12 protein-coding genes are annotated in these 20,131 nt (G+C 44.6%); 3 read left to right on the top strand and 9 right to left on the bottom strand.

Going from position 1 to position 20,131, the window contains the following annotated elements; genetic code table 11:
• The first annotated feature begins 2 nt into the window (after positions 1-2).
• The gene (locus GO755_RS29305; protein WP_157588980.1) at positions 3-1,118 is read left to right on the top strand and encodes an ABC transporter ATP-binding protein; all 1,116 of its coding nucleotides are present in this window, start codon (positions 3-5) and stop codon (positions 1,116-1,118) included.
• A 13-nt stretch (positions 1,119-1,131) separates the two neighbouring features.
• Here GO755_RS29305 and GO755_RS42230 read toward each other — a convergent pair whose 3' ends face one another.
• The 4 genes from GO755_RS42230 to GO755_RS29290 form a co-directional block, all read right to left on the bottom strand.
• A complete protein-coding gene (locus GO755_RS42230; RefSeq protein WP_394351053.1) occupies positions 1,132-1,227 on the bottom strand; it encodes a 3-coathanger stack domain-containing protein in 96 nt (31 codons plus the stop codon).
• Positions 1,224-3,212, bottom strand: coding sequence for a beta strand repeat-containing protein (locus GO755_RS29300; protein ID WP_157588979.1), 1,989 nt, complete (start codon positions 3,210-3,212; stop codon positions 1,224-1,226). Before GO755_RS29300 ends, GO755_RS42230 begins: the two co-directional genes overlap by 4 nt.
• Before the next feature lie 440 nt (positions 3,213-3,652).
• Positions 3,653-4,954 (bottom strand): DUF4249 domain-containing protein, encoded by a 1,302-nt coding sequence (locus tag GO755_RS29295; protein ID WP_157588978.1) that lies wholly within the window; start codon positions 4,952-4,954, stop codon positions 3,653-3,655.
• A 255-nt stretch (positions 4,955-5,209) separates the two neighbouring features.
• Complete coding sequence (locus GO755_RS29290) at positions 5,210-6,145, bottom strand: AraC family transcriptional regulator (protein ID WP_157588977.1); 936 nt, start codon at positions 6,143-6,145, stop codon at positions 5,210-5,212.
• Between the two features lie 116 nt (positions 6,146-6,261).
• Here GO755_RS29290 and GO755_RS29285 point away from each other — a divergent pair, with 116 nt between their 5' ends.
• Positions 6,262-7,776 (top strand): aldehyde dehydrogenase family protein, encoded by a 1,515-nt coding sequence (locus tag GO755_RS29285; RefSeq protein ID WP_157588976.1) that lies wholly within the window; start codon positions 6,262-6,264, stop codon positions 7,774-7,776.
• A gap of 95 nt (positions 7,777-7,871) precedes the next feature.
• Positions 7,872-8,252: a DUF779 domain-containing protein gene (locus GO755_RS29280; protein ID WP_157588975.1), complete on the top strand. Its 381-nt coding sequence runs from the start codon at positions 7,872-7,874 to the stop codon at positions 8,250-8,252.
• Positions 8,253-8,320: 68 nt separating this feature from the next.
• Here GO755_RS29280 and GO755_RS42070 read toward each other — a convergent pair whose 3' ends face one another.
• From GO755_RS42070 to GO755_RS29255, 5 genes are all read right to left on the bottom strand, one after another.
• The gene (locus GO755_RS42070; RefSeq protein WP_157588974.1) at positions 8,321-12,466 is read right to left on the bottom strand and encodes a tetratricopeptide repeat protein; all 4,146 of its coding nucleotides are present in this window, start codon (positions 12,464-12,466) and stop codon (positions 8,321-8,323) included.
• Positions 12,463-13,437, bottom strand: coding sequence for an AAA family ATPase (locus GO755_RS29270; RefSeq protein ID WP_157588973.1), 975 nt, complete (start codon positions 13,435-13,437; stop codon positions 12,463-12,465). Before GO755_RS29270 ends, GO755_RS42070 begins: the two co-directional genes overlap by 4 nt.
• Before the next feature lie 2 nt (positions 13,438-13,439).
• Positions 13,440-14,702, bottom strand: a complete 1,263-nt coding sequence (locus GO755_RS29265; RefSeq protein WP_157588972.1) for a DUF4062 domain-containing protein — start codon at positions 14,700-14,702, stop codon at positions 13,440-13,442.
• A 78-nt stretch (positions 14,703-14,780) separates the two neighbouring features.
• Entirely contained in the window at positions 14,781-16,748 is a 1,968-nt protein-coding gene (locus GO755_RS41045; protein WP_198174975.1) for a hypothetical protein, read from the bottom strand.
• 9 nt (positions 16,749-16,757) lie between these two features.
• Complete coding sequence (locus GO755_RS29255; protein WP_157588971.1) at positions 16,758-20,120, bottom strand: tetratricopeptide repeat protein; 3,363 nt, start codon at positions 20,118-20,120, stop codon at positions 16,758-16,760.
• Positions 20,121-20,131 lie beyond the last annotated feature (11 nt).

The following is a 20,131-nucleotide window of genomic DNA, read 5'->3' as shown; positions in this document are numbered from 1 at the left end:
GAATGGCTGAAGTTATACTACGTCACATTGCCAAGGCTTACCCAGGTGGACCGAAGGTGATCAACGATGTCAATATTGACGTCAAAGACCGCGAGTTTGTCGTGCTGGTTGGGCCGTCGGGTTGTGGCAAGTCTACATTGTTGCGGATGATTGCCGGTCTGGAAGATATCACCGATGGAGACTTGCTGATTGATGGACAACGTATCAACGATCGTGCTCCGAAAGATCGCGACATTGCCATGGTATTTCAGAATTACGCGCTTTACCCGCACATGACCGTTTACGACAACATGGCGTTTGGGCTGAAGTTACGGAACATGGCCAGCGATGAAATCCGGCAACGCGTGACCAACGCAGCCAGAATCCTGGAAATTGAGAATCTTCTCAATCGAAAGCCTAAAGATATGTCGGGTGGGCAGCGGCAACGCGTGGCTATTGGGCGGGCTATCGTACGAAATCCAAAAGTGTTCTTATTCGACGAACCGCTCAGTAATCTGGATGCCAAACTGCGCGGTCAGACGCGTATCGAGCTGCAGAAACTTCACCGCGAGTTGCAGGCCACAATGATTTACGTTACCCACGACCAGATCGAGGCCATGACTCTCGGCGACCGGATTGTGGTACTACGTCATGGCGACGTGCTTCAATACGATACACCTTTAGTGCTGTATAATCAGCCTGCCAATTTGTTTGTTGCCGGTTTTATCGGTTCGCCCCCTATGAATTTCCTAACCGGTCGAATTATCAATTCGGATAAAAAAATAAGTTTTGAAAGTACAGAGGGTACGGTTCGGATTGACTTGTCAACGTCGATTCATCAGACGGCACTAGCACCTTACGAAGGTCGCGACGTAACGCTCGGTGTTCGGGCAGAGCACATTCGGGAGCAGCCTATTGGTTTGTCACAACGAAATTACTCCGCTGAAACAGCTACCTTAATTGACGCCATAGAACATATGGGTAGCGAAATCCTGGCCTATTTTACAATTGAAGGCCGTCGGTTTGTCGCCAAACTGCCTGGCGGGGCGTCCGTTACGTTCGGTCAGCCGATTGCTTTGTTTTGGGAAATTGATAAGCTTCACTTCTTCGATACACAAACCGAGCAGGCAATTCGATAAGTGCCGATGATTATTAATCTCGCACTGAACCCGGATTAGCCACAAAACCGGGATGCAAAAGCACCGATTGCCCAGCTTTATATATGACAACAGCCGATGGTCTGTTTATTTCTTATTGAGTAATTGGTCAACCAATCGCTTTAATTCGTCAAGCTGAGCCTGTTGTTGTTGGTTGATAGCTTGTTGGCTTTTCTGACTTTCCTGTAAAAGATGGTTGGCTTTCTCCAACTGAATCGTATATAGGGTGAGTTCTTCGATCTTGGCCAGCAATCTGGCATCTGTCTGATGCAGATCATTTCCGTGCTCAACCATCTCTGTTGCTGAAGGAATACCCGGCAAATGTCCTTTCTGTTGAATGTGGGCTGCCACCTCAGTTAGTGAAGTCAGTTTATAGTCTGGCGCAAACACGTAATCGCTCCAATCGGCACTGCTCTTTACGGCCACCTTCACTTTCTCGGTGAGCACCCCATCGGCTACGTATAGCCGATAGCCTGCTGGCGTATGTTGAATACCTGGCCCAATCACTACCCCACCACTACTATTCACATTATGAAGATTCAATCCATCACTACTCCACAAACTTATTGAATCCGCCCCAGCTGCCGAACGAAAGGCTCCTTTGCTGCCGCCCACCAGAGCCAGTACCACATCCCCGTTCGCGTTAACTGTTAAAAACTGATTGGTACTAATGCTGGGCGTGATGCTGCTGGTCAGGTTGGTGAAGCGTAACCCACTATTGCCGGTTGTACCCTGGGTGATTTCCAGTTTGTTGTTAGGTGCTGAGGTACCGATGCCGACGTTGGCTCCGCTACCCAGCACCAGGGCGTTGCTGATGTTAACTTTGGCGTTATAACCAATGGCCGTAGCGTTAGTCAGGCTACTGACCGAGGTATTAGTTGCCGCACCGATGAAGGTATTGTTGGCACCGCTGGTATTGGTGGAGCCTGCGCTAGTCCCCACGAAGGTATTATTGGAGCCCGACGTGGTGCCAAAGCCCGCCGAATAACCCAGAGCCGAATTATTGACGCCTTCCATGTTACTATAGCCCGCAAAGTAGCCCATAAATGCATTGCCTCCTCCCTTGGTATTATTAAAACCAGCCCGAGTGCCGATAAACGCATTTGAACTACCGGTTGTGTTACTGGACCCCGTATTTTCACCCATAAACACATTATAGCTACCGGTCGAATTCCCGAAACCCGCCTGATTACCCATAAAGGTATTGTAAGCTCCTGACGTATTGTTGATGCCGGCCTGATTACCCAAAAAAGCATTATAACTCCCTGAGGTATTATTATAACCCGCCTGATAGCCTAAAAAGGCATTCAGCGAACCGTTGCTGGTCCTATAACCCGCTTTAGAACCAACAAACAGATTGCCTGACGTATTACTATTATACCCCGCCGAATCGCCAATGACCACATTGTTATGGCCAGCGCCAATTTGTCTAGCGGCATAAACCCCTAAGACTACGTTGCTGTAGCCCGTAGTAACCGCAACACCCGCTGCATGGCCAGCAAACAGGTTATCGCTACCGGTCGAATTGGATCCTCCTGCACTATTCCCAACAAACACATTCCGTTGCCCATCCGTACCAAAATCACCAGCCGAATACCCGATATAGACATTGTCACTACCAGTTTTGTTGTTATTTCCCGCAGTGTGGCCTACAAATACATTGCGATATCCCGTAAGATTAGCTTCGCCCGCATGAGTCCCAAGAAACGTGTTGGCTAGTCCACTCGTGTTTCTGACACCAGCCCGATAGCCCATGAATACATTGTAGAATCCTGTATTGGCGTTGCCGGCCTCCGTGCCCACAAACGTGTTGTAATTTCCTACCAGGTTGGAATATCCTGCCCCCTGCCCGATGAAAACATTAAAATAGCCCGTGGTATTTTTATAGCCCGCCTGATAGCCCGTGAATACGTTGCTACCTCCATTGCCTGTAATATTGGCCCCTGCTCCTGGCCCTATCAGAGTATTGTTGGTACTAGGGGCATACGAATTAGCTGTGTTAGCTACATAGTTTGTTTGGGCCAGTAGCCAAGCTGGGCTGATGGTTAAAATCAGTACACTGTAAAGAGCTTTCATAAAGTCAAAGGGAATGAATTGCTGTTAAATCATCAGTTGGACTTAGCTGCCCGCTGAATTCAATCCATTCAGTGGGCCAACCCTTCAGCAAAATTATTCCCTAAGCTTCCTGGCCACAATCGGATAAATGTATGAGCTAGCAGTTATACATTTACCTAGCCAACCACCCAAATTAACAGGCTTTGACGCAGCGATTTTAGTGGTTAATCACTTTACTTCCTCATCATTTACCTTGTGCTCGTAATGTATCAATTGCTTTATCACGTGTTGCATAGAATCGAGCGCGTATCTGCTCCATTTCAGCTCAGGATAGGACAATTCTATTTTCGTACTTTTCTTTTTAAAGTACGAAACGGCATACTAACAGTATCACATCAAAAATGGTCGTTATAGTTAGCCCATTTTTGGCATCTAAATATAGTGTAGATTATACAACAAAATTAATTGGGCCAGCCTTCTGGCTTGTAGGGCGTTCGTAGGTCGAGGGGCGCACATAAGGCCGTCGGTGGGCGGGGCGTATTGTCGATGAAAAAGGGTATGATCAGAGGGGCATTTCGAGGAGGATTGAGGTCGGGAGCGGGTTCGGGATTGGGGTAGCGTCCGTACAAGGCATAGAAGAGCTCAGCCCCTACCTGATCCGAATATCCGTTGAGGAGATCGTAGCCCAAAGGCAGGCCCTGATAATCCTGACGGTCAATATAGAGCGGTTTACTATACACCCCCGAGGCCGTAAAATAACCCACGACTATTTCTTTAGGGTTTGCCACATTGTGCACGTTACCAATGGGAGCGCTGGGGGGCGTGTCGGCCAGGCCGCCCGTGTTCTGGGTTTGATCCTGAAACAGCTTGTAATAGTGATAGGCATCGGGGGTTATCGAGGACTGGCGCACATGCACCAAACAAGGGCCATGTTGATAGAAGGGGATGGCGGCTACTTTGAAGTTGGGGATAAGACCCCCATTGGTATATTGGTCGTCAAATAGTGTCACGTTGTAACTATGCAGCATCTCCCAGCATTGAGTGCGGCAGACGTAATCAAAGTTGCGGTTGTAAACGAAATCAGTAGTATAAACGGGGTGCGGGAAATAACAGTCTTCGTACAAGTCCGGCCCGGAGATATATCGCTCATGACTCACTTCGATTGGGGTAAAGATCGAATAAAAGCCTTGGTAACAGCTGCGGCACCAATGCTGAGGTTCGTAGTCAATCCAATCCCAGCGGTAATAGTTGCGCTGGTCGGAGGGGTCCTGCAACTCGATAAACACATCATGACCCGACGTATAGTATCCCCGCACGGGAGGGGACAGACTCTTGAGGTTAAACTGGGCGTGGATCTTATCAATGGGGGGGGCTGCGGGCATCACTTGCTGGGTCGACTCATAATGAGTGCCGTCGCTAAGGGTAAGTCGCAACTGGTAGGCATGCCCTACCTGGCCTTTGAAGTCTGCTGGTAGTTGGTAAAGGCCATCGGTGGTTTCATGGGCTGGAATCACGACCGAGGAATCCATGACCACTTCGACCTGGGCTTTGGTGATGGGCAGGGTACCAAAGCGGCCCGTCAGCCGGTCGGCCCGGGAACGGTTGATTTTAATAAACTGGAGCTCGGCCAGATTGGTCACGGTACCATCGACCACGATGATATCCACCGTGCCTGTCAGGACGAGGTCTTCGGGGTCCACACAGGCGATTGGAAGTAGACCGAGTAGGCAAACAAGAAAAGTCAGCAATGGAGTGGAACGCATAAGCGAAGAATCAACGAAGGGCTACCCGAAAGAAAGTCCTGCTGAAGGGTGATCTACCAGTCTGGGATTTCGTAGCGTGAAAGTGACCCTTCACAGCTGGTATATTAAGTGCAATTAGGTAAAGTGAATTTGCTACCTTTTACTGCACAAAACAGTAAACGTTCTAAAATTGGACCTTACATAAAGGTCATTTAAAGACGTGTCCAGTAAAGGATAGCAGGTCCAATACACATCATATACCTTACTACATCATTCTTAATTCAGCCTCAACAGTTGCCGTTTGAACTGACGGGGACAGACATGCTCTACCGACCGAAAAGCATTACTAAAATGAGTTACACTGTTGAATCCCGATTCATAGCAGGCATCCGTAATAGTTTTAGCGGGATTGCTCAGAATAGCTTTAGCCCGACGAATGCGCTCAGTCAAAATGAATTGAGCCGGAGAAACGCCCAGTTCGCTTTTGAAAAGTCTGAAAAAGTGGGACTTTGATAGACAGGCTTTATCACACAATTCCTCCACCGATAACGTACGGGTCAAGTTCTCGCGAATATAGGTTACAACATACGCGAGCCGATTCGTATTAATATGCTCACTCGTTTGCAGAAGCAAACCCGACTGTACCTGCGTTTGTGAGAGCCGAACAATCAGTTCGCGCAAGGTATTTTTGATAAAGAATGTCTTAAATGGGTTGTTTTCACGGAATAGCCGGATGAGCTTATCCGTCAATGAACTGATTTCAGGGTCGTTTTGCAGCAAATAATTATCGGTATTTAACTGCCATTGATCTATGGTTTCCACACGAGGCACATTCTCATTCAGCTCTGCAATTGTTTCGCGAATAAACTCGTCCGAAATAGTTAAAGCCAGGCACCGAGTCGGATCATCTGTTGTCGCATCGGGGAAATCGATCTGCATCAACCGATCCGACGGTAATAGTAATGATTCACCAGGCTGGTAATTAAAAGGCTCCATTTCGCGTAAGTGCATCACTTTTCGACCACTCAGCATACTCGTCATGACAGGTGCGTTGAACCGTAGCTGGATGAGATCGGCTTGCTGAAACGTCTCATATAGGTGTAATTCGGCTTCGTCGTGACTGAGTGTCAGCTTATTCTCCACCAGCGTGTCTAACCGTGCTCCCCACGCACTAATGGCTTCGTTCGTACTACCTTTTCCTATTTTTTTCATGCGTTCGAGGATGGGAGAATTCCGTAAGTTTTTGAGAGTATAACGCAATTATAGTTGTACAATTTCGGCAAAATTTGTGAAGAAGCTAATTAAATCACATAAATCCTTTTTAACTCATGCAAACTGCAGAAGCACCGAGCAAGATTATGCCCCGGCCAATGTTTAAGACCCAGTATGAAAACTACATTGGCGGTAAATGGGTGCCACCCGTTGGCGGAGAGTATTTCGACAATGAATCGCCGGTAGATGGTAGCCTGATTGCTAAAATGCCCCGCTCGAAAGCCGCCGATGTTGATTTAGCTGTTGATGCTGCTCATAAAGCATTTGAGACCTGGGGAAAAACATCGGCTACCGAACGTAGCAAAGTACTGCTCCAGATTGCCGATGTCATTGAACAGAATCTTGAATTTCTGGCCCGTGTCGAAACCGTTGAGAATGGCAAAGCACTCCGCGAAACAATGGCGGCCGACCTACCGCTCGTGGTCGATCACTTCCGTTATTTTGCAGGCGTAATCCGTGCCGAAGAAGGTTCAGCAACCGAACTCAACGCCGATACATTGTCGCTGATTATTAAAGAGCCTATTGGTGTCGTTGGCCAGATTATTCCCTGGAACTTCCCGCTACTGATGGCTACCTGGAAACTGGCTCCAGCATTAGCCGCTGGTTGTTGTGTGGTTATTAAACCCGCCGAACAAACACCTACGTCGCTGGCCATCATGATCGAGTTGCTGGAAGGTATCATTCCTGCGGGCGTAGTCAATATTATTCAGGGATTTGGACCAGAAGCAGGCAAGCCGCTGGCGCAACACAAGCGCGTCAATAAGGTAGCTTTTACGGGAGAAACCACTACTGGTCGGCTGATTATGCAGTACGCATCAGAAAATCTTGTTCCCGTCACGATGGAATTGGGTGGCAAATCACCAAACATTTTCATGAAATCCATTGCCGACGCCGACGATGAGTTCTTCGATAAATGCGTGGAAGGCGCTGTGATGTTTGCGCTGAATCAGGGTGAAATCTGTACCTGCCCTTCACGCTTGCTGGTTCATGAAGACATTTACGACAAGTTTATCGAGCGGGTTATTGAACGGACCAAAGCCATCAAACTTGGCCATCCGCTCGATCCAGAGACGATGATGGGCGCGCAAGCCAGCAACGACCAATACGAGAAAATTTTGTCGTACATCGACATCGGCAAAAAAGAGGGGGCCGAAGTGCTGACGGGTGGCGGTCCGGCCAATAGCGTAGAAGGTGGTTTCTACATTCAGCCAACGATTTTCAAAGGCAACAACAAGATGCGAATCTTTCAGGAAGAAATCTTTGGGCCTGTCCTATCGGTTACGACCTTCAAAGATGCCGACGAAGCGGTTGCCATTGCCAATGATACGCTTTATGGATTAGGTGCCGGTTTCTGGTCACGCGATGCGCATGAACTGTACACCATTCCACGGCAGATTCAGGCGGGACGTGTTTGGGTAAACTGCTACCATGATTACCCAGCACACGCACCGTTTGGTGGCTACAAGAAGTCGGGCTTCGGTCGCGAAAACCACCTGATGATGCTGAACCACTACCGTCAGGTCAAGAATTTATTGATCTCCTACAGCAAAAACAAATTAGGATTCTTTTGATTAAAGAGCGAAAGAGTTAATGAGTGAAAGAGCGAAAAGCTGGCGCATTCAGTTTTCGCTCTTTCACTCATTAACTCTTTCGCTCACTCACTATTATGGACAGAATAGACCTCACTCCGGCGGCTGCCGAAATCATAGATAAGCTTCGTGCAGAACACGGACCGCTTATGTTTCACCAGAGTGGCGGTTGCTGTGATGGTTCCTCGCCTATGTGCTATGCCGCAGGCGAATTCATTATTGGCTCGTCGGATGTCTTGCTGGGTCAGATTGACGGGTGCGACTTCTGGATGTCGAGCGATCAGTTCGAGTATTGGCAACATACGCATCTGACTGTCGATATAACCCGCGGGCGTGGTGCCAGTTTCTCACTAGAAATTCCGTTGGGTGTTCGATTTTTGATTCGGTCCCGGTTGTTTGACGATGAGGAATTTGCTCAGTTGGCGCCAGTGCATATTGGGCCACTGGAGGAAGTTTAGTTATTGACTTGACAGCTAAAGAAAATACTGGTTTGCTACTTCAGTGAAAGCTAGCAAACCAGTATTATTTATTTCGCCGAAGCCTCCGCCCCGCACACGCGTATAAACTCTCTGTCTTTCCGCATAATCGTCTGCATGTCGGGTTGTAATTTTATAGCCTGACGTTTCGCACTATTCGCTTCTGCCGATCTGCCCATTGCACAATAAACACGGGCTAAATCAAAGTAAGGCCAGGCATCTTTGGGGTCTACTTTTGTAGCAGTTAAGAGGGTAGCCTCTGCCTCATCGTATCGCTTTAATTTGAATAATGAGGAGCCTTTCATATCCAATACGAAGGCATTGGCCGGGTTCTTCTCCAGCGACTGATCGAATAACTTAACAGCCTCTTCATATTGTCCATTCTGGTAGGCCTCAAGACCGGCCTTTACAGTCATATCTGCCGATTTTTGAGCTGCTAACCGCAAGCTTTCCGTACTTGTCGGAGCTGGTGTTGCTGTCTGAATTGGGCTCTGATTGTACTCATTACCTGGGTTGGTAGTTTGCTGGACAGCGTCGGCGTTCGTTGTCTGGCTTTGTGGCTGTTTAGTGGTTACGTAGCGGTACTGTCGGAAACTCGCACTACTTAAAACCCTGTCAAAATAGGCTTTCCCTTGTGAGCCGTTCAACTGGTTCGCATTAAACCTGACAACAGCAAGAGTGCAGGAAGTACGTGTTACATTTCGAATGAGCAATGTTCGACCAATATGGTTTGCCAGTTGCACGATGTACACGCCATTTTGCCTGCAGATGCTTTCAATTGACCCCGCAAGCTCTATACTTAATGATGAACCTATAGCACTTAGTGCACCGGTTTTTGGATCTACAGTGGGGGGTACTTTCGATGATTCTGTATTTAAAGTAATGCGATTCCTCGAAGTGTTAATCGTATACGTATACCCATTTACTTTCGCCTGCCATCCATTAAACTGATTAGCCCAGCTTATTGGAACGCTTTGACAAATGAACGCATTCGTTGCTGCCCCAGTATTCAGCCAAACCTCCACCGGTGCTTTCTTAATGCCACCAACTTTTACAATCCGAACAATCCGAAGTTTAAAAAGACTTTTTACAATACTGGCAACGGAGTCTGCTTCGGAACGATCCTGATTCGCAAAATACCGAACCTGCGTAGAATCTCTGTAGGTAGCACGAAGCTCAATGCCTGGCACACGAAAACCGCTTGCGCTTAATCGTGTTTGCAATTGCCGGGCTTTATTGATCTGATCTCTAAATGAGTACTGAATATAGACCGTTGACGAGCTATCATTAGAAGCTGTTGGGGGTACTATCAGAGAATTTGGGCAACTAATCCGAACCCGCAATGTATCCCGGCTAAACTGTACAGAACTGTACTGCCTCCCTCCTCCCGACATCGTGTCACTTACCGAAAACATTGCCCGCAACGCCATCGAATCTGCTGGCACTTTCGCCGAATCCATAATCAGATTTCGGAGTGGTAATGAGCGTGTCGCATGCAGGCTGTTGACAGTCAACAACGAATCATTTAGAAAAAATCTCCAGCGAGGAGAGTTATAGGCATTGTTGACTGTATTCCGGGCCGTTACACAAAGGCTTGAATCGAGCGAAATCGTAACCGGAATTTGCTGATCCAGGTCTATTTCCTGATTCTGGGGCCTGGAAGATAAATACCACAATCCTAAAAGGCTCAGAAAAGTAGCGCCAATGGCCGCCAGTAAGTATTGTGGTTTTCTATTTATTGGCGGTTCCTCAGGCGCTGCTTCGGGTGGAGCTGGCAGATTTGTCAAGTACGCCTGAAGCGGGATTGGCCGTAATGAGTCTACTGACGATTGGCTCGATTGATCGATTGATGAGCCAGTAGTGGGTAACAACGTTGTCCAGATACCATCCGGATTTTCAAGGTAACGAAGCATGGCGCCATCAGGATACTGTCCTTGCTCGTAAAGGGCCTTAAAGACTTGCTGCGCTGGCTGGTACTCAGCGTATTTTTCAGAATCATAGGCGTAGAGCGCAAACTGGCTGGCGGTTTGTAACAGGAATTTTTCGCCATCGTAAAAGTGGTCGCCGGGAAAGTATTGCTCGGCTTTGTTGAGCATCCTCAGAAGCGTTACACGAGCCTTCACTTCGTTGTCAGGGTGCAACGTTTTCAGCAGTTCCAAACGCGTTTTATCGGGAAACGATCCCTCCTGCATCCAACTAATACGCGCCAGTTTAAGCAGATTTGTAAAGTTGACCGCTTCGGGAGTCATCAGCGTTCGACCCATCTCCACAACTACCTCCCAGCGAATACGTGGATAAATGGCCAGCGCAGCCAGCCACTGAATAAGCTCGTCACCCAGGTATTTCCTCAATCCAGCCACAGATCGAAAATCGACATAGTCTGTTGAATACAATTCCTTTTCGTGTTGCTCCAGATACGCATCCTGATTCGGTTGATTTTCGGTCAATACCTGCATTAATCGCAGCTGACCCACCAAGTCAGCGGGTAAGAGTAAGAAATCGGCCTTCAAAGCCAGCTCTTTCGAACCCCAGTCAGCAAACGGAACAGGCGTCAGAATTGCACGTAATGGCCAATCTACCAATGCATCACGAACGAATGGCTCCACCACAGGGTAAGGCGGGTAAAGCAGCGGATAACCGTTGCTCCAAATGATTAATGTGCGCCCAGTATAGCTATCCGATAATTGACGGAGTGACAGGCCTTTGGGGTGGGTTTCGTTCGTAAACCGATCAAATGTCTTGTGGAAAAAGAACCGTTCGACACATACGTTTTCCCGGGTAAATGCCTGAAACAAATACTCGAACAAGGCTACCTGCTGACTCCGTACCTGACTCTGGTCAATCAGAAATAAGTATTCCGTTTCTGTAAAATGAGGCTGGTAGACCAGTGTTGGCAAGCCACCCTCGTGCATGGTTGCCTGCATAGTCTGCCCAATATTCAATCGTCGGATTTCACCCTCGGCTGGTTGACGTAAAAGGCGCACAGTACGGTAAAACGCCTGATCGAGGGTAATCAGCTCGCGATCCCTGTTTTCAAACGGAATTTCTAAGGGGGGCTTAGTGCTGGCAAATCGGGACAGTGGATTAGTACCGGTAAGGTTTAAGTCATTTTTTTTCGCTGGTTTCTGAGCGGTCAGCCAGTAATAAATGCCCATCAGAATAGCCAGTAAGGTACCGACCAATCCAATTGCCCAGGCATAAGCATTTGTCCGTTGCGTTATAGGCTTGATTAAATTCCCCGCTGGCTGTAGGTCAATTGTAAAAGGAGGCTGATTCAATTCAGGAACATCCACCTCCAATCTGGCTTCGCCAAAACAAAGTCGCTGAACTGTATCGGGGAAGGCCGTGAAACGCACATTGTAAGCAGCGGGAACCGAACCTGCCTTAAAGGTATGTTCCCACTCTGTCTGATTACTCGCCACAACGCCGTCGTTGAGCTGCCAGTTCGTGCGTTGCAAAGGCTTAACAGAGCCAACCAGCCGGGCTGAAAAACGATAGCGGAGCGGAGAAGTCGACAACCGTACACTGTCGATCTGAACAACAGGCAGGTTATCGCAAATCGGGATTTCGATACTTCGTATACTATCTGTCCAACTTGTGAATAACAAACCCCTCCCCTGCCGACCTCGTACATTCACAACGAGCGGGCCAGCGTGTTCAGCTACCACTTGTAGTTCTAACTCGTTGGGATGAGGATACGGTTGACCATCTGCGGTTTCCCACTGCCAGCGCGCCCTCGAACCAGCCGCTTGTCGCATGGAGGAATCAATCGAAAAAACAAGCGTATCCCCTACTTCATACGGGCCCTCAGGCTTCAGCAGGTATAAGTCTGTTTTGAACGTAGGGGCAGGCCAGAAAAATGCGGTATATCCAACTACCACAAGTACCAGAAAAGCAGTTATCAACCAGTTCCAGGGCAGTCGTTTCTTTGTAACAACGTGAGGTTGGATACCTTCTGCCTGGCGGACTCGTTCGAAAATGCGGTCAAACTTCTCCTGCTCTTCATCGCTGGTTACAATTAACGGAGCAATCAACGCCTGCAAGTCGGCATAAGACTGCGGTTGAAACGTATTAAGCACCTGAACGACCTCTACGTAATCATCCGGGCGCAGTTGAAAGCCTTCACGGCGCAATGCGTCGAAAAGACCGGCCAATGGCCAGGCGGTAGTCGCTAGGGTCGGATCGACGGGTATCACGCCAGCAACGGGTTATTCTTGTCGAAGGCAGCTCCATCTTTTTGCAGCACCACCAGCGACGATTCATATAAAGCCCGACTGGAATGGGTATGAAGGGGTGGGAAAGTATTGTCGATAAGCAACTTATCGGCATTTAACACGCGTAACCAGTCAAGAAATTCGGCGGTAGACGGCACTCGGCTGGACGATTGCCGCGCCTGGTCGCGAAAGCTCCGGAATCGTCGTAAGGCTTCGCTTACTGCTGGCGACTGGCTAAGTCCTAAGCGCAGATTGACAATTTCCAGGAGTTGGTCATCACTAGGGAATGGAATATGATAAAACACGCAGCGTCGCAGAAACGCATTGGGCAGGCTTTTCTCAAAATTAGAGGTTAATATGACTACGACCCGAGCGTCGTTCTGTGGTTTTTTGAGCGAGAAATTAAGCTCCCGAACGCGAAATTCGCCCGACTCCATCTCATTGAGCAGATCATTTGGAAACTCTCGGGGCGCTTTATCAATCTCATCGATCAAAACCACGCTACTTCGGGGAGTAGTTGTTAATCGATCGCAGCGGTCAAGCAGCGGCTGTATGTTGGCAGCTAACAGAGCCGGACTATTGCGTCCATGAGCCAGCACACGGGCACGTCCCAACGCGGTGAAATCGACAAAGGCGTTTGTATCGGTTTGTTCTTTACTCCTGAAATGACTTACCGCATCGTAGGTATAAAATAAATCGGTAGCTGTCGATGTCGATTTAGTGTAAAACTCAATGGGTTCATTCAAAAAAGGCGCCTGCGTGCCTTCAGTTTGTTTAGCCAGTATATCGGCTATGTGCCAGGCCAGCTGAGTTTTACCCGTACCCGGTTCGCCACTTACCAACAGTGGTTTGTTCAGGGCATAGGCTAATTCAACGGCACGTTGCAGCCGGCTGTCCATGAGGTAGTTGGACGGCTTCAGATCGACAGGAATGGTTCGTAAGGTAAGTGGCATGGTTAGGGTAAAATGTCTAATAGTTCAGCATCTTCCTTTTTCCGACGAACGTTGAAGCGTTTAATAAATCGCTGAAGATACTCCTGGGCCTCTAGCATGTCGAATGTTTGCGGTGGGGCCGGCATGGCTGTAAAGCAGAGTTTCAATAGTTTCAGAACCGTTGCCGCATCACTGTTGATATACGTACTAATCCAGCTTTTGATGTCATCACGTTGCAGCATTGCCAGCGGTGGCGCCTTCAGAATAGGCACCGATTGAACCTGTTCCTGTAATGAATCAGGTACATCGATCATAATGAACCAATATACCCGTATGCCCTGAACCTGGGCACTGGCCAACGAAAATTCCTTTAAAATTCTATCCAGGTATTGATACCCTTGTTGCCATTTAACTTCATCACTTACAGACACCTCTAAGGTAAGTATACTAACCTCGTTGGCCTTTAAGGCTGTCAGCAAGCCAACCAGATCGCTGGGTTGTTCGGACTCATATGGAATCAGTTTGAGGCAAAGTTCATTAACAAGTAAACTTTTAAATTTTTCGTAATCAGGTTCGACAATGAGTTCATGGAAGCTCAACGATGTAGGATCTGATGAAACCAGATAATACTTACTTAACCGCTCCACCAGGCTTTGACTTAAATCCTCTTCCTTTCCCTGAATCAGAAAAACATTAAATGGCTCCTTTTTGCGAATCAGTTCATAAAAGTTATAGACCTGATTTGCCCGATCGCAGAAAATTTTACGCTCTTCGGGAAAAACCCCATCGAAATCCACGCGTGGATTTCGCACCAGTGCTTCCATTACTTGTAAGGCCAGATGATATTCCGACGTAAAGCCTTCAGGAGGCAAGAGGAACGCGCTACCTACAACTTTTTTCAGATCCTTTAGTTTCGCCTGTTTATCGTCGGGCGATGGTTGCCCAGGCTCATCGGCATCGGGCGGGAATCGACCATCTTTATTATCAGCAAGAAACACAAGAATTACTTTGCCAAGGTCTTTCGCCTTGAGGTATTCCAGATGGGTAATCGACTTATCCTGTCCTTCAATTATATAGCCATATCGGTTTGCCAGAATGAGAATGTAAATCTCACAATCGGCCACGTCCTGCAAGCAACGATCAAGCGGCTGCGTGCTTTCTGCTGTATAGTACTCCATGCCGACCACCTTAAAGTTGGGTACCTTATGTAGTGTTTCCATCACCGTTTTTCGATACGGCGCTAAATCACGAAAGGTGGACGATATGTAAACTTTATAGAAGGACATGGTAGGAAAAAATTAATCAGCTGCTTATTATTTAAAATCCTATGCTATTGCGCTTCCTCAATACATAACGTGTGTTATTCATTTTGCTACAGGAACCAGATATCTTCTAGGCAGTAGTCTGCGTAAGGCAATACCGAAACTAAAACTATTGTACGATTTTTTATAAGAGGTTGTCTGATCATCGATTCCATTTATTATTAAATAATTAAGTTTTGTACTAAGGCCTTGGGCCTGAACACCTAACTGCCAATTTTTACTAAATGGAAAGAATACACCAAGCGACATTGTGCCACCGCCATGATAAAGTTTCGAATCAGGGCTAACCCGTTGAATAAGCACTCCACCTTCAACCAGTGGCCCCATTGGAAAAACAGTACCTTGTGATGGTATAAATGCCGATATAGTAGCTGCTTCTGTACGAAATAAGCCCCCGCGTATACCTAGCTCAACGGCGATTGCTTTCCTATGAAATGTATATGTTCCTAACAGACCCGCAGTTAAGTATGTATTTATTGATGCACCCTGAAGTATTGTCACCTGGTCGCGGGAGACCCTTGGGGTACGAGCGGCTGCCAGATCATATAGGTAATTTCGATAGCCTTCTCTCGTATTGCTATTCTGGTAGCCAAATGCGGTTCCTATACCAAAACGTAGTTGGCGGGTATCAGGTGTCAGATAGTAGTCGACATTTCCAGTCAGGTTAATGCCCACACCATTATGCTGAGCATAATTGCCTGTAGAAGAGCTAGACAAACTCTCCCATGTTCCGCAATTGGCTAAATTGACTCCACCAAAAATTCCTACTCGCCAAGGCCAGGATTTTGGATTTTGCCTGTACAGGAAAGGTTGAAGATTAGGGTCGTTAGGGATAGTTTGAATATGTGTGGTATCATAGCCCTGACGCATCATAAAAGAGCTTTTCCCCATATTCTCTCTACGCCGTTTATTTTTAGTTAGAGAGGATGATACAATAATTGGATCAGGAGGAATATTATTAGTAATTACGTCACGACTAAAATTTGTATTACTTGTATCAGTATCATTTTTGATAGGAATTAGACGCCTGTGAGGAAAGCTTCTGCGTATAGCTATCCCAACACTAAATCCACCATGTTTGCGCTTAAACTCATATAACTGTTCTTCTTGGCCATTTACAATCAGGTAGTTTAATTGAGAAATAAATCCCTGTGCCTGTATACCAACATTCCAGTTGTTGCGCAGTGGAAAAAAAAGAGCCAATGACCCTAACGCTCCAGGATGATATAGATTTGAGCTAGGATTCACAGTCCGTATAAGTGCGCCACCCGTAACCATCGACGCTGTGGGAACTGTGGTATTTTGCGAAGGAATAAAGGCTGTAATTGTTGCTGCTTGTGTATGAAACAAACCGCCACGGGCTGTCACTTCAATAAATGTTGTTGCATAAGGATTTCGATGACCGCGGGTCAGTGTGAAAGTCATTACCATCCCGGCAGTCAGGTAAGTGTCCTCCGAAGCTCGCTGATCAATCGTAACCTGATCACGGCTGACACCAGGCGTACGGGCCGCTGCCAGGCTATGCAAATAATCCTCATAGACATCACGAGTAATGTAGTTTTGATACCCGAAAGCAGTTCCTACCGCAAAACGCAGGCGACGTTTAGCAGGTGTCAGGAAATAATCAATACTACCTGTAACGTTAAAACCTGTTCCATTATAAAGTGTTTTATCTCGCTTATTAGGCCCAAAAGTATTTTCCCACGTTCCACAATAAGCGTAATTAAACCCACTAAAAACTCCAACTCGCCAAGGCCAGGAATTTTGTTTATAAAGGAAAGGCTGAAGTAATGAATCACTAGGATTAGGAACAATTTTATATTGTGACTCAAAATCCTGACGAGTCATATATTGATTATCTCCTTTTTTCAGCTCTTTACTATTATACTTGGAAGGTGATCTAATAATCGGATCATAAGGGAAAGACTGAGCATATATGATAGTTGCATTAGTATAATATAGCCATAATATTATATAAATTAAGACCCATCTGTATATAATATGTCTCATAATTAGTAATTATAATATTTTGGCTAATAGGTTCTTTTTGCTCACACTTATTAAAGTTAAATATAAAGGGCTTTTTCTTAGTTGGTCAGCTTGTTTATCTTTACCTAAAGTTTGTAGTAAGTAGATATAATGATCTAAAACCGCAAGAGATATCTCATTGAAATTTGAAATATCTGGAAAATATTTAGGCTTGTATACGGCGAAAGGCCTTTGCTTCCTATCGTTTACTTTGACATTCGTCTCAGGATTATCAATAACTTCGCCAGGTGTATAAAAAACAAGTAACGCTAAAAAGGCTTCATCATATAGCTTTAGAGCGGCAGCATTTTCATTTCGTTTAGCATAAAGGCTGGCTAGTTTATCAAGGCTGGCTATATATGCCTCTGGATCATCCCAATACCAATCTAAAACAATTGGTTTACTCATCGCCCATCTTTGAGTCCACCATTTATTAGTAGCAGGTTGTTTTTTCTTATTATCCTGCGTTCCAATAAGTGGTCTCCAAATTCTAATAATACTATTATAAATAATTTCTGATTTATTACTTTCAGACAAATCGGCAATTTTTTTTAAGTTATTCGTTAATATAGGGCTATTATTACCAAAGTAATCAACTCTGAAACTATCAATACGATTATAATATACTAAAGCAGACTTCCCCTGGCGATGTTTACTTAGTGTATCGGCGAACTTCTCTAGTATATGTTGATATTCCAGTGTGTCTTTTCTAGTGCTATTTCGGTTAGTTAATTGTTTTTGCTTTAATCTTATCGCTTCTTTATACAAGATATTTGTCGAATCATACATAGACAATGTAGCATAAAAATCAGCGAATCTAACATATTGATTAACAATCCTCGAATCTTTTAAGCTATCCATTCTATTAATTTCCTTATAATAAAGTCTTTTCGCAGTACTATATCGACCGATTTCTGTATATAATTTTTGAAGTTTCTCTTGCTTAACAGTTGATATTTTTGAGTCTATTTTCTTTTCAAAAAGAGTTTGTGAAAGGGTAAAAAGTGAATTTGCTTTATTTCGCAATGAGATAGAGTCTTTAGCAGTTCCAAAACTTAGGTAACCTATGGCAAGGTCTTGATAAGCAGATGCTAAAAGGTAATTATCTGCCCCATAAGCATTTTCTAAAATATTAATTTTTTCATTCATTTTCTTGATAGCATCAGAATATTTCTGCTCTCTTAAATATACTTCTGCAAGTTTATCTATAATATCTACTATCCTTGAATCTTTGCTTTGTAAAGTTGTTCTTCTATTACTTAAAGACGATACATATAAGGGCTCGGCTAATTCATATTCGCCTTGCGAAGTATAAAAATCAGCCAAATCATTTTGGACACTTGCCAGATACAGCTTTTTATCACTGGTAGTCGTGTCAGTTTTCAGGTCATTTAATAATTTTTCATACTGATTCACTAAATCTCCATACTTATTTTTATCTAAAATTATTTTGTATCTATTTCTATAAACTTGGGCTATTCTGTTCATTGTAATAATTCTCCTTATTCTATTTTCGGGGTCTTTACCCTCAATAGAAGCCAGAGCAGCATGCAAATTTTCATCGGCTTGTTCGTACTGACCAAGCTGTTGATATATAGAACCTATATTATAATTTACCCACCAATATTGATTAGTTGTTTGTTTTAATCTTTGAAAAGCATTTTTAGCTTCTAAAGGTTCTCCTTTTTCCAAGTAAATTAATGCTCTTTGATTAAAAAAAGCTTCTTTATTAGCTAAATTTAATTCTTCTTGTACTTTACGAATTTTACCAACAATCAATTCCAAATATCTCCTCCTTTCTTCAAGTTGTATATTTAGCAAATCAACTTGTTTCTTTTTGTTAGATAATTCTTTTTTTGTTAAAGTATATGTTTCTTGCATTTTCGCAAAGCTCAATTGCGCACTATATAAAAGCTTCTGCTTATAGATCAATTCTTTTTGTTTATTATCACGGTCTAGTGTAAGCGCTCTTATAGAGATAGTAAGACCTTGCACGTATAAGAAGAACAGTATGGTTCCACCTAGAATAATAGCTAATGCTACAAAAGCAGCTATTGCTTTATAATATCTTTTTTTCAAGGCTCGTTCTTTACGAATTTGAGCAGCTTCAGCAACTGGCCCAATCAACGTATCGTGAGCTAGCTCATAAAATTCTCTATTATCATTATCACGGTATTTATGCAGTAATACTACTTCGGTCAATTTGTTTAAAATACCAATATTTAAACCATCAGATTTAAAGCGAGAAAGGAGGTAAGTAGACAAAAATGGTATTCTCTTACCATCTTTTACAAATTCATTCTCTATAATTTTTTGCGCCAAACCAACGTGCTTTTTACTATCTAATTCCTGAAGAGAACGATCATAAAAATCTTTAAAAATACCGTCAAGTCCGCCAGAAATATATTTTAAATCATCTAATTCTAGTAGTTTTAAATTTTTCTCTTTATTTATTTCCTTAGTCGGCAAAATATTCTTTTCCAAATACCTACACACAATCTGCAAATTAGCTGCATCTATTTTTCCATTATGTTTAATAGCTTCTAGTATGGCTTTCAATAATTTATCTTCATATTCAAATGGATAATTTCCATATCCTTCAGATTTAGGGAGTCTTGCAGGTTCACGTATGGCAGCTTCTGCATTGGCCTCATCGATTGCATCAAGCTTATAGCAGTGACGCAGAATACCAGGATGTAAATCTTTTAATTTATTAAGTAATTCTAGACTATCTGAACGGATTGAAAATACAATTTTCACAATAGGATTTGTGCGTACCAGCGCCTTTTTGGTAGGACTGAGCACAGAATATTGATCAGAACTTTCGATTAATGAGCGAAATGAAATACGATTAAATAAATCTGACAATTGTTGAGAAAAAATAAGTTGCTGCTCCTCAGGATAGGAAAAAAATTCCTCAAATTGATCAAATATTAGCACAAGCTGATTACAGAATTGTGATACTTGGAATTGCTTTACCGTATACCATAATGATTCTTCTTCATGGAAAAGTCCAGTCAGCGAATCCAGCGGCTGTAGGTGCTTAATTTCTTGAATAACAGCTTGAATGGGAGTAACTTGATGTTCCTTGTAATTAGGATCAGGATTGAAATTACCAAAACGAATATTAAAGAAAGGCAAACCTTCTCTCGAAAGATTAGGGCCAACTTCTGCGTTCAACAGTGAACTTTTTCCATAACCACTTTTCCCATAAATAACTACAATTGATTGGACATAAATAAGTTTAAATAGCTCTCTAGCGTCATTTTTTCGCCCAAAAAATAAACGTTCATCATGTTGAACAAATGGTCGAGTACCAGGATATCGGTAAAGGAAATTAGAGGAGTCATTCATTGCTTTCTAAT

It is taken from the genome of Spirosoma arboris (assembly GCF_009754945.1).
GTDB classification, from domain to species: Bacteria; Bacteroidota; Bacteroidia; order Cytophagales; family Spirosomataceae; genus Spirosoma; species Spirosoma arboris.
This window is presented reverse-complemented; position numbering and strand designations above follow the sequence as displayed.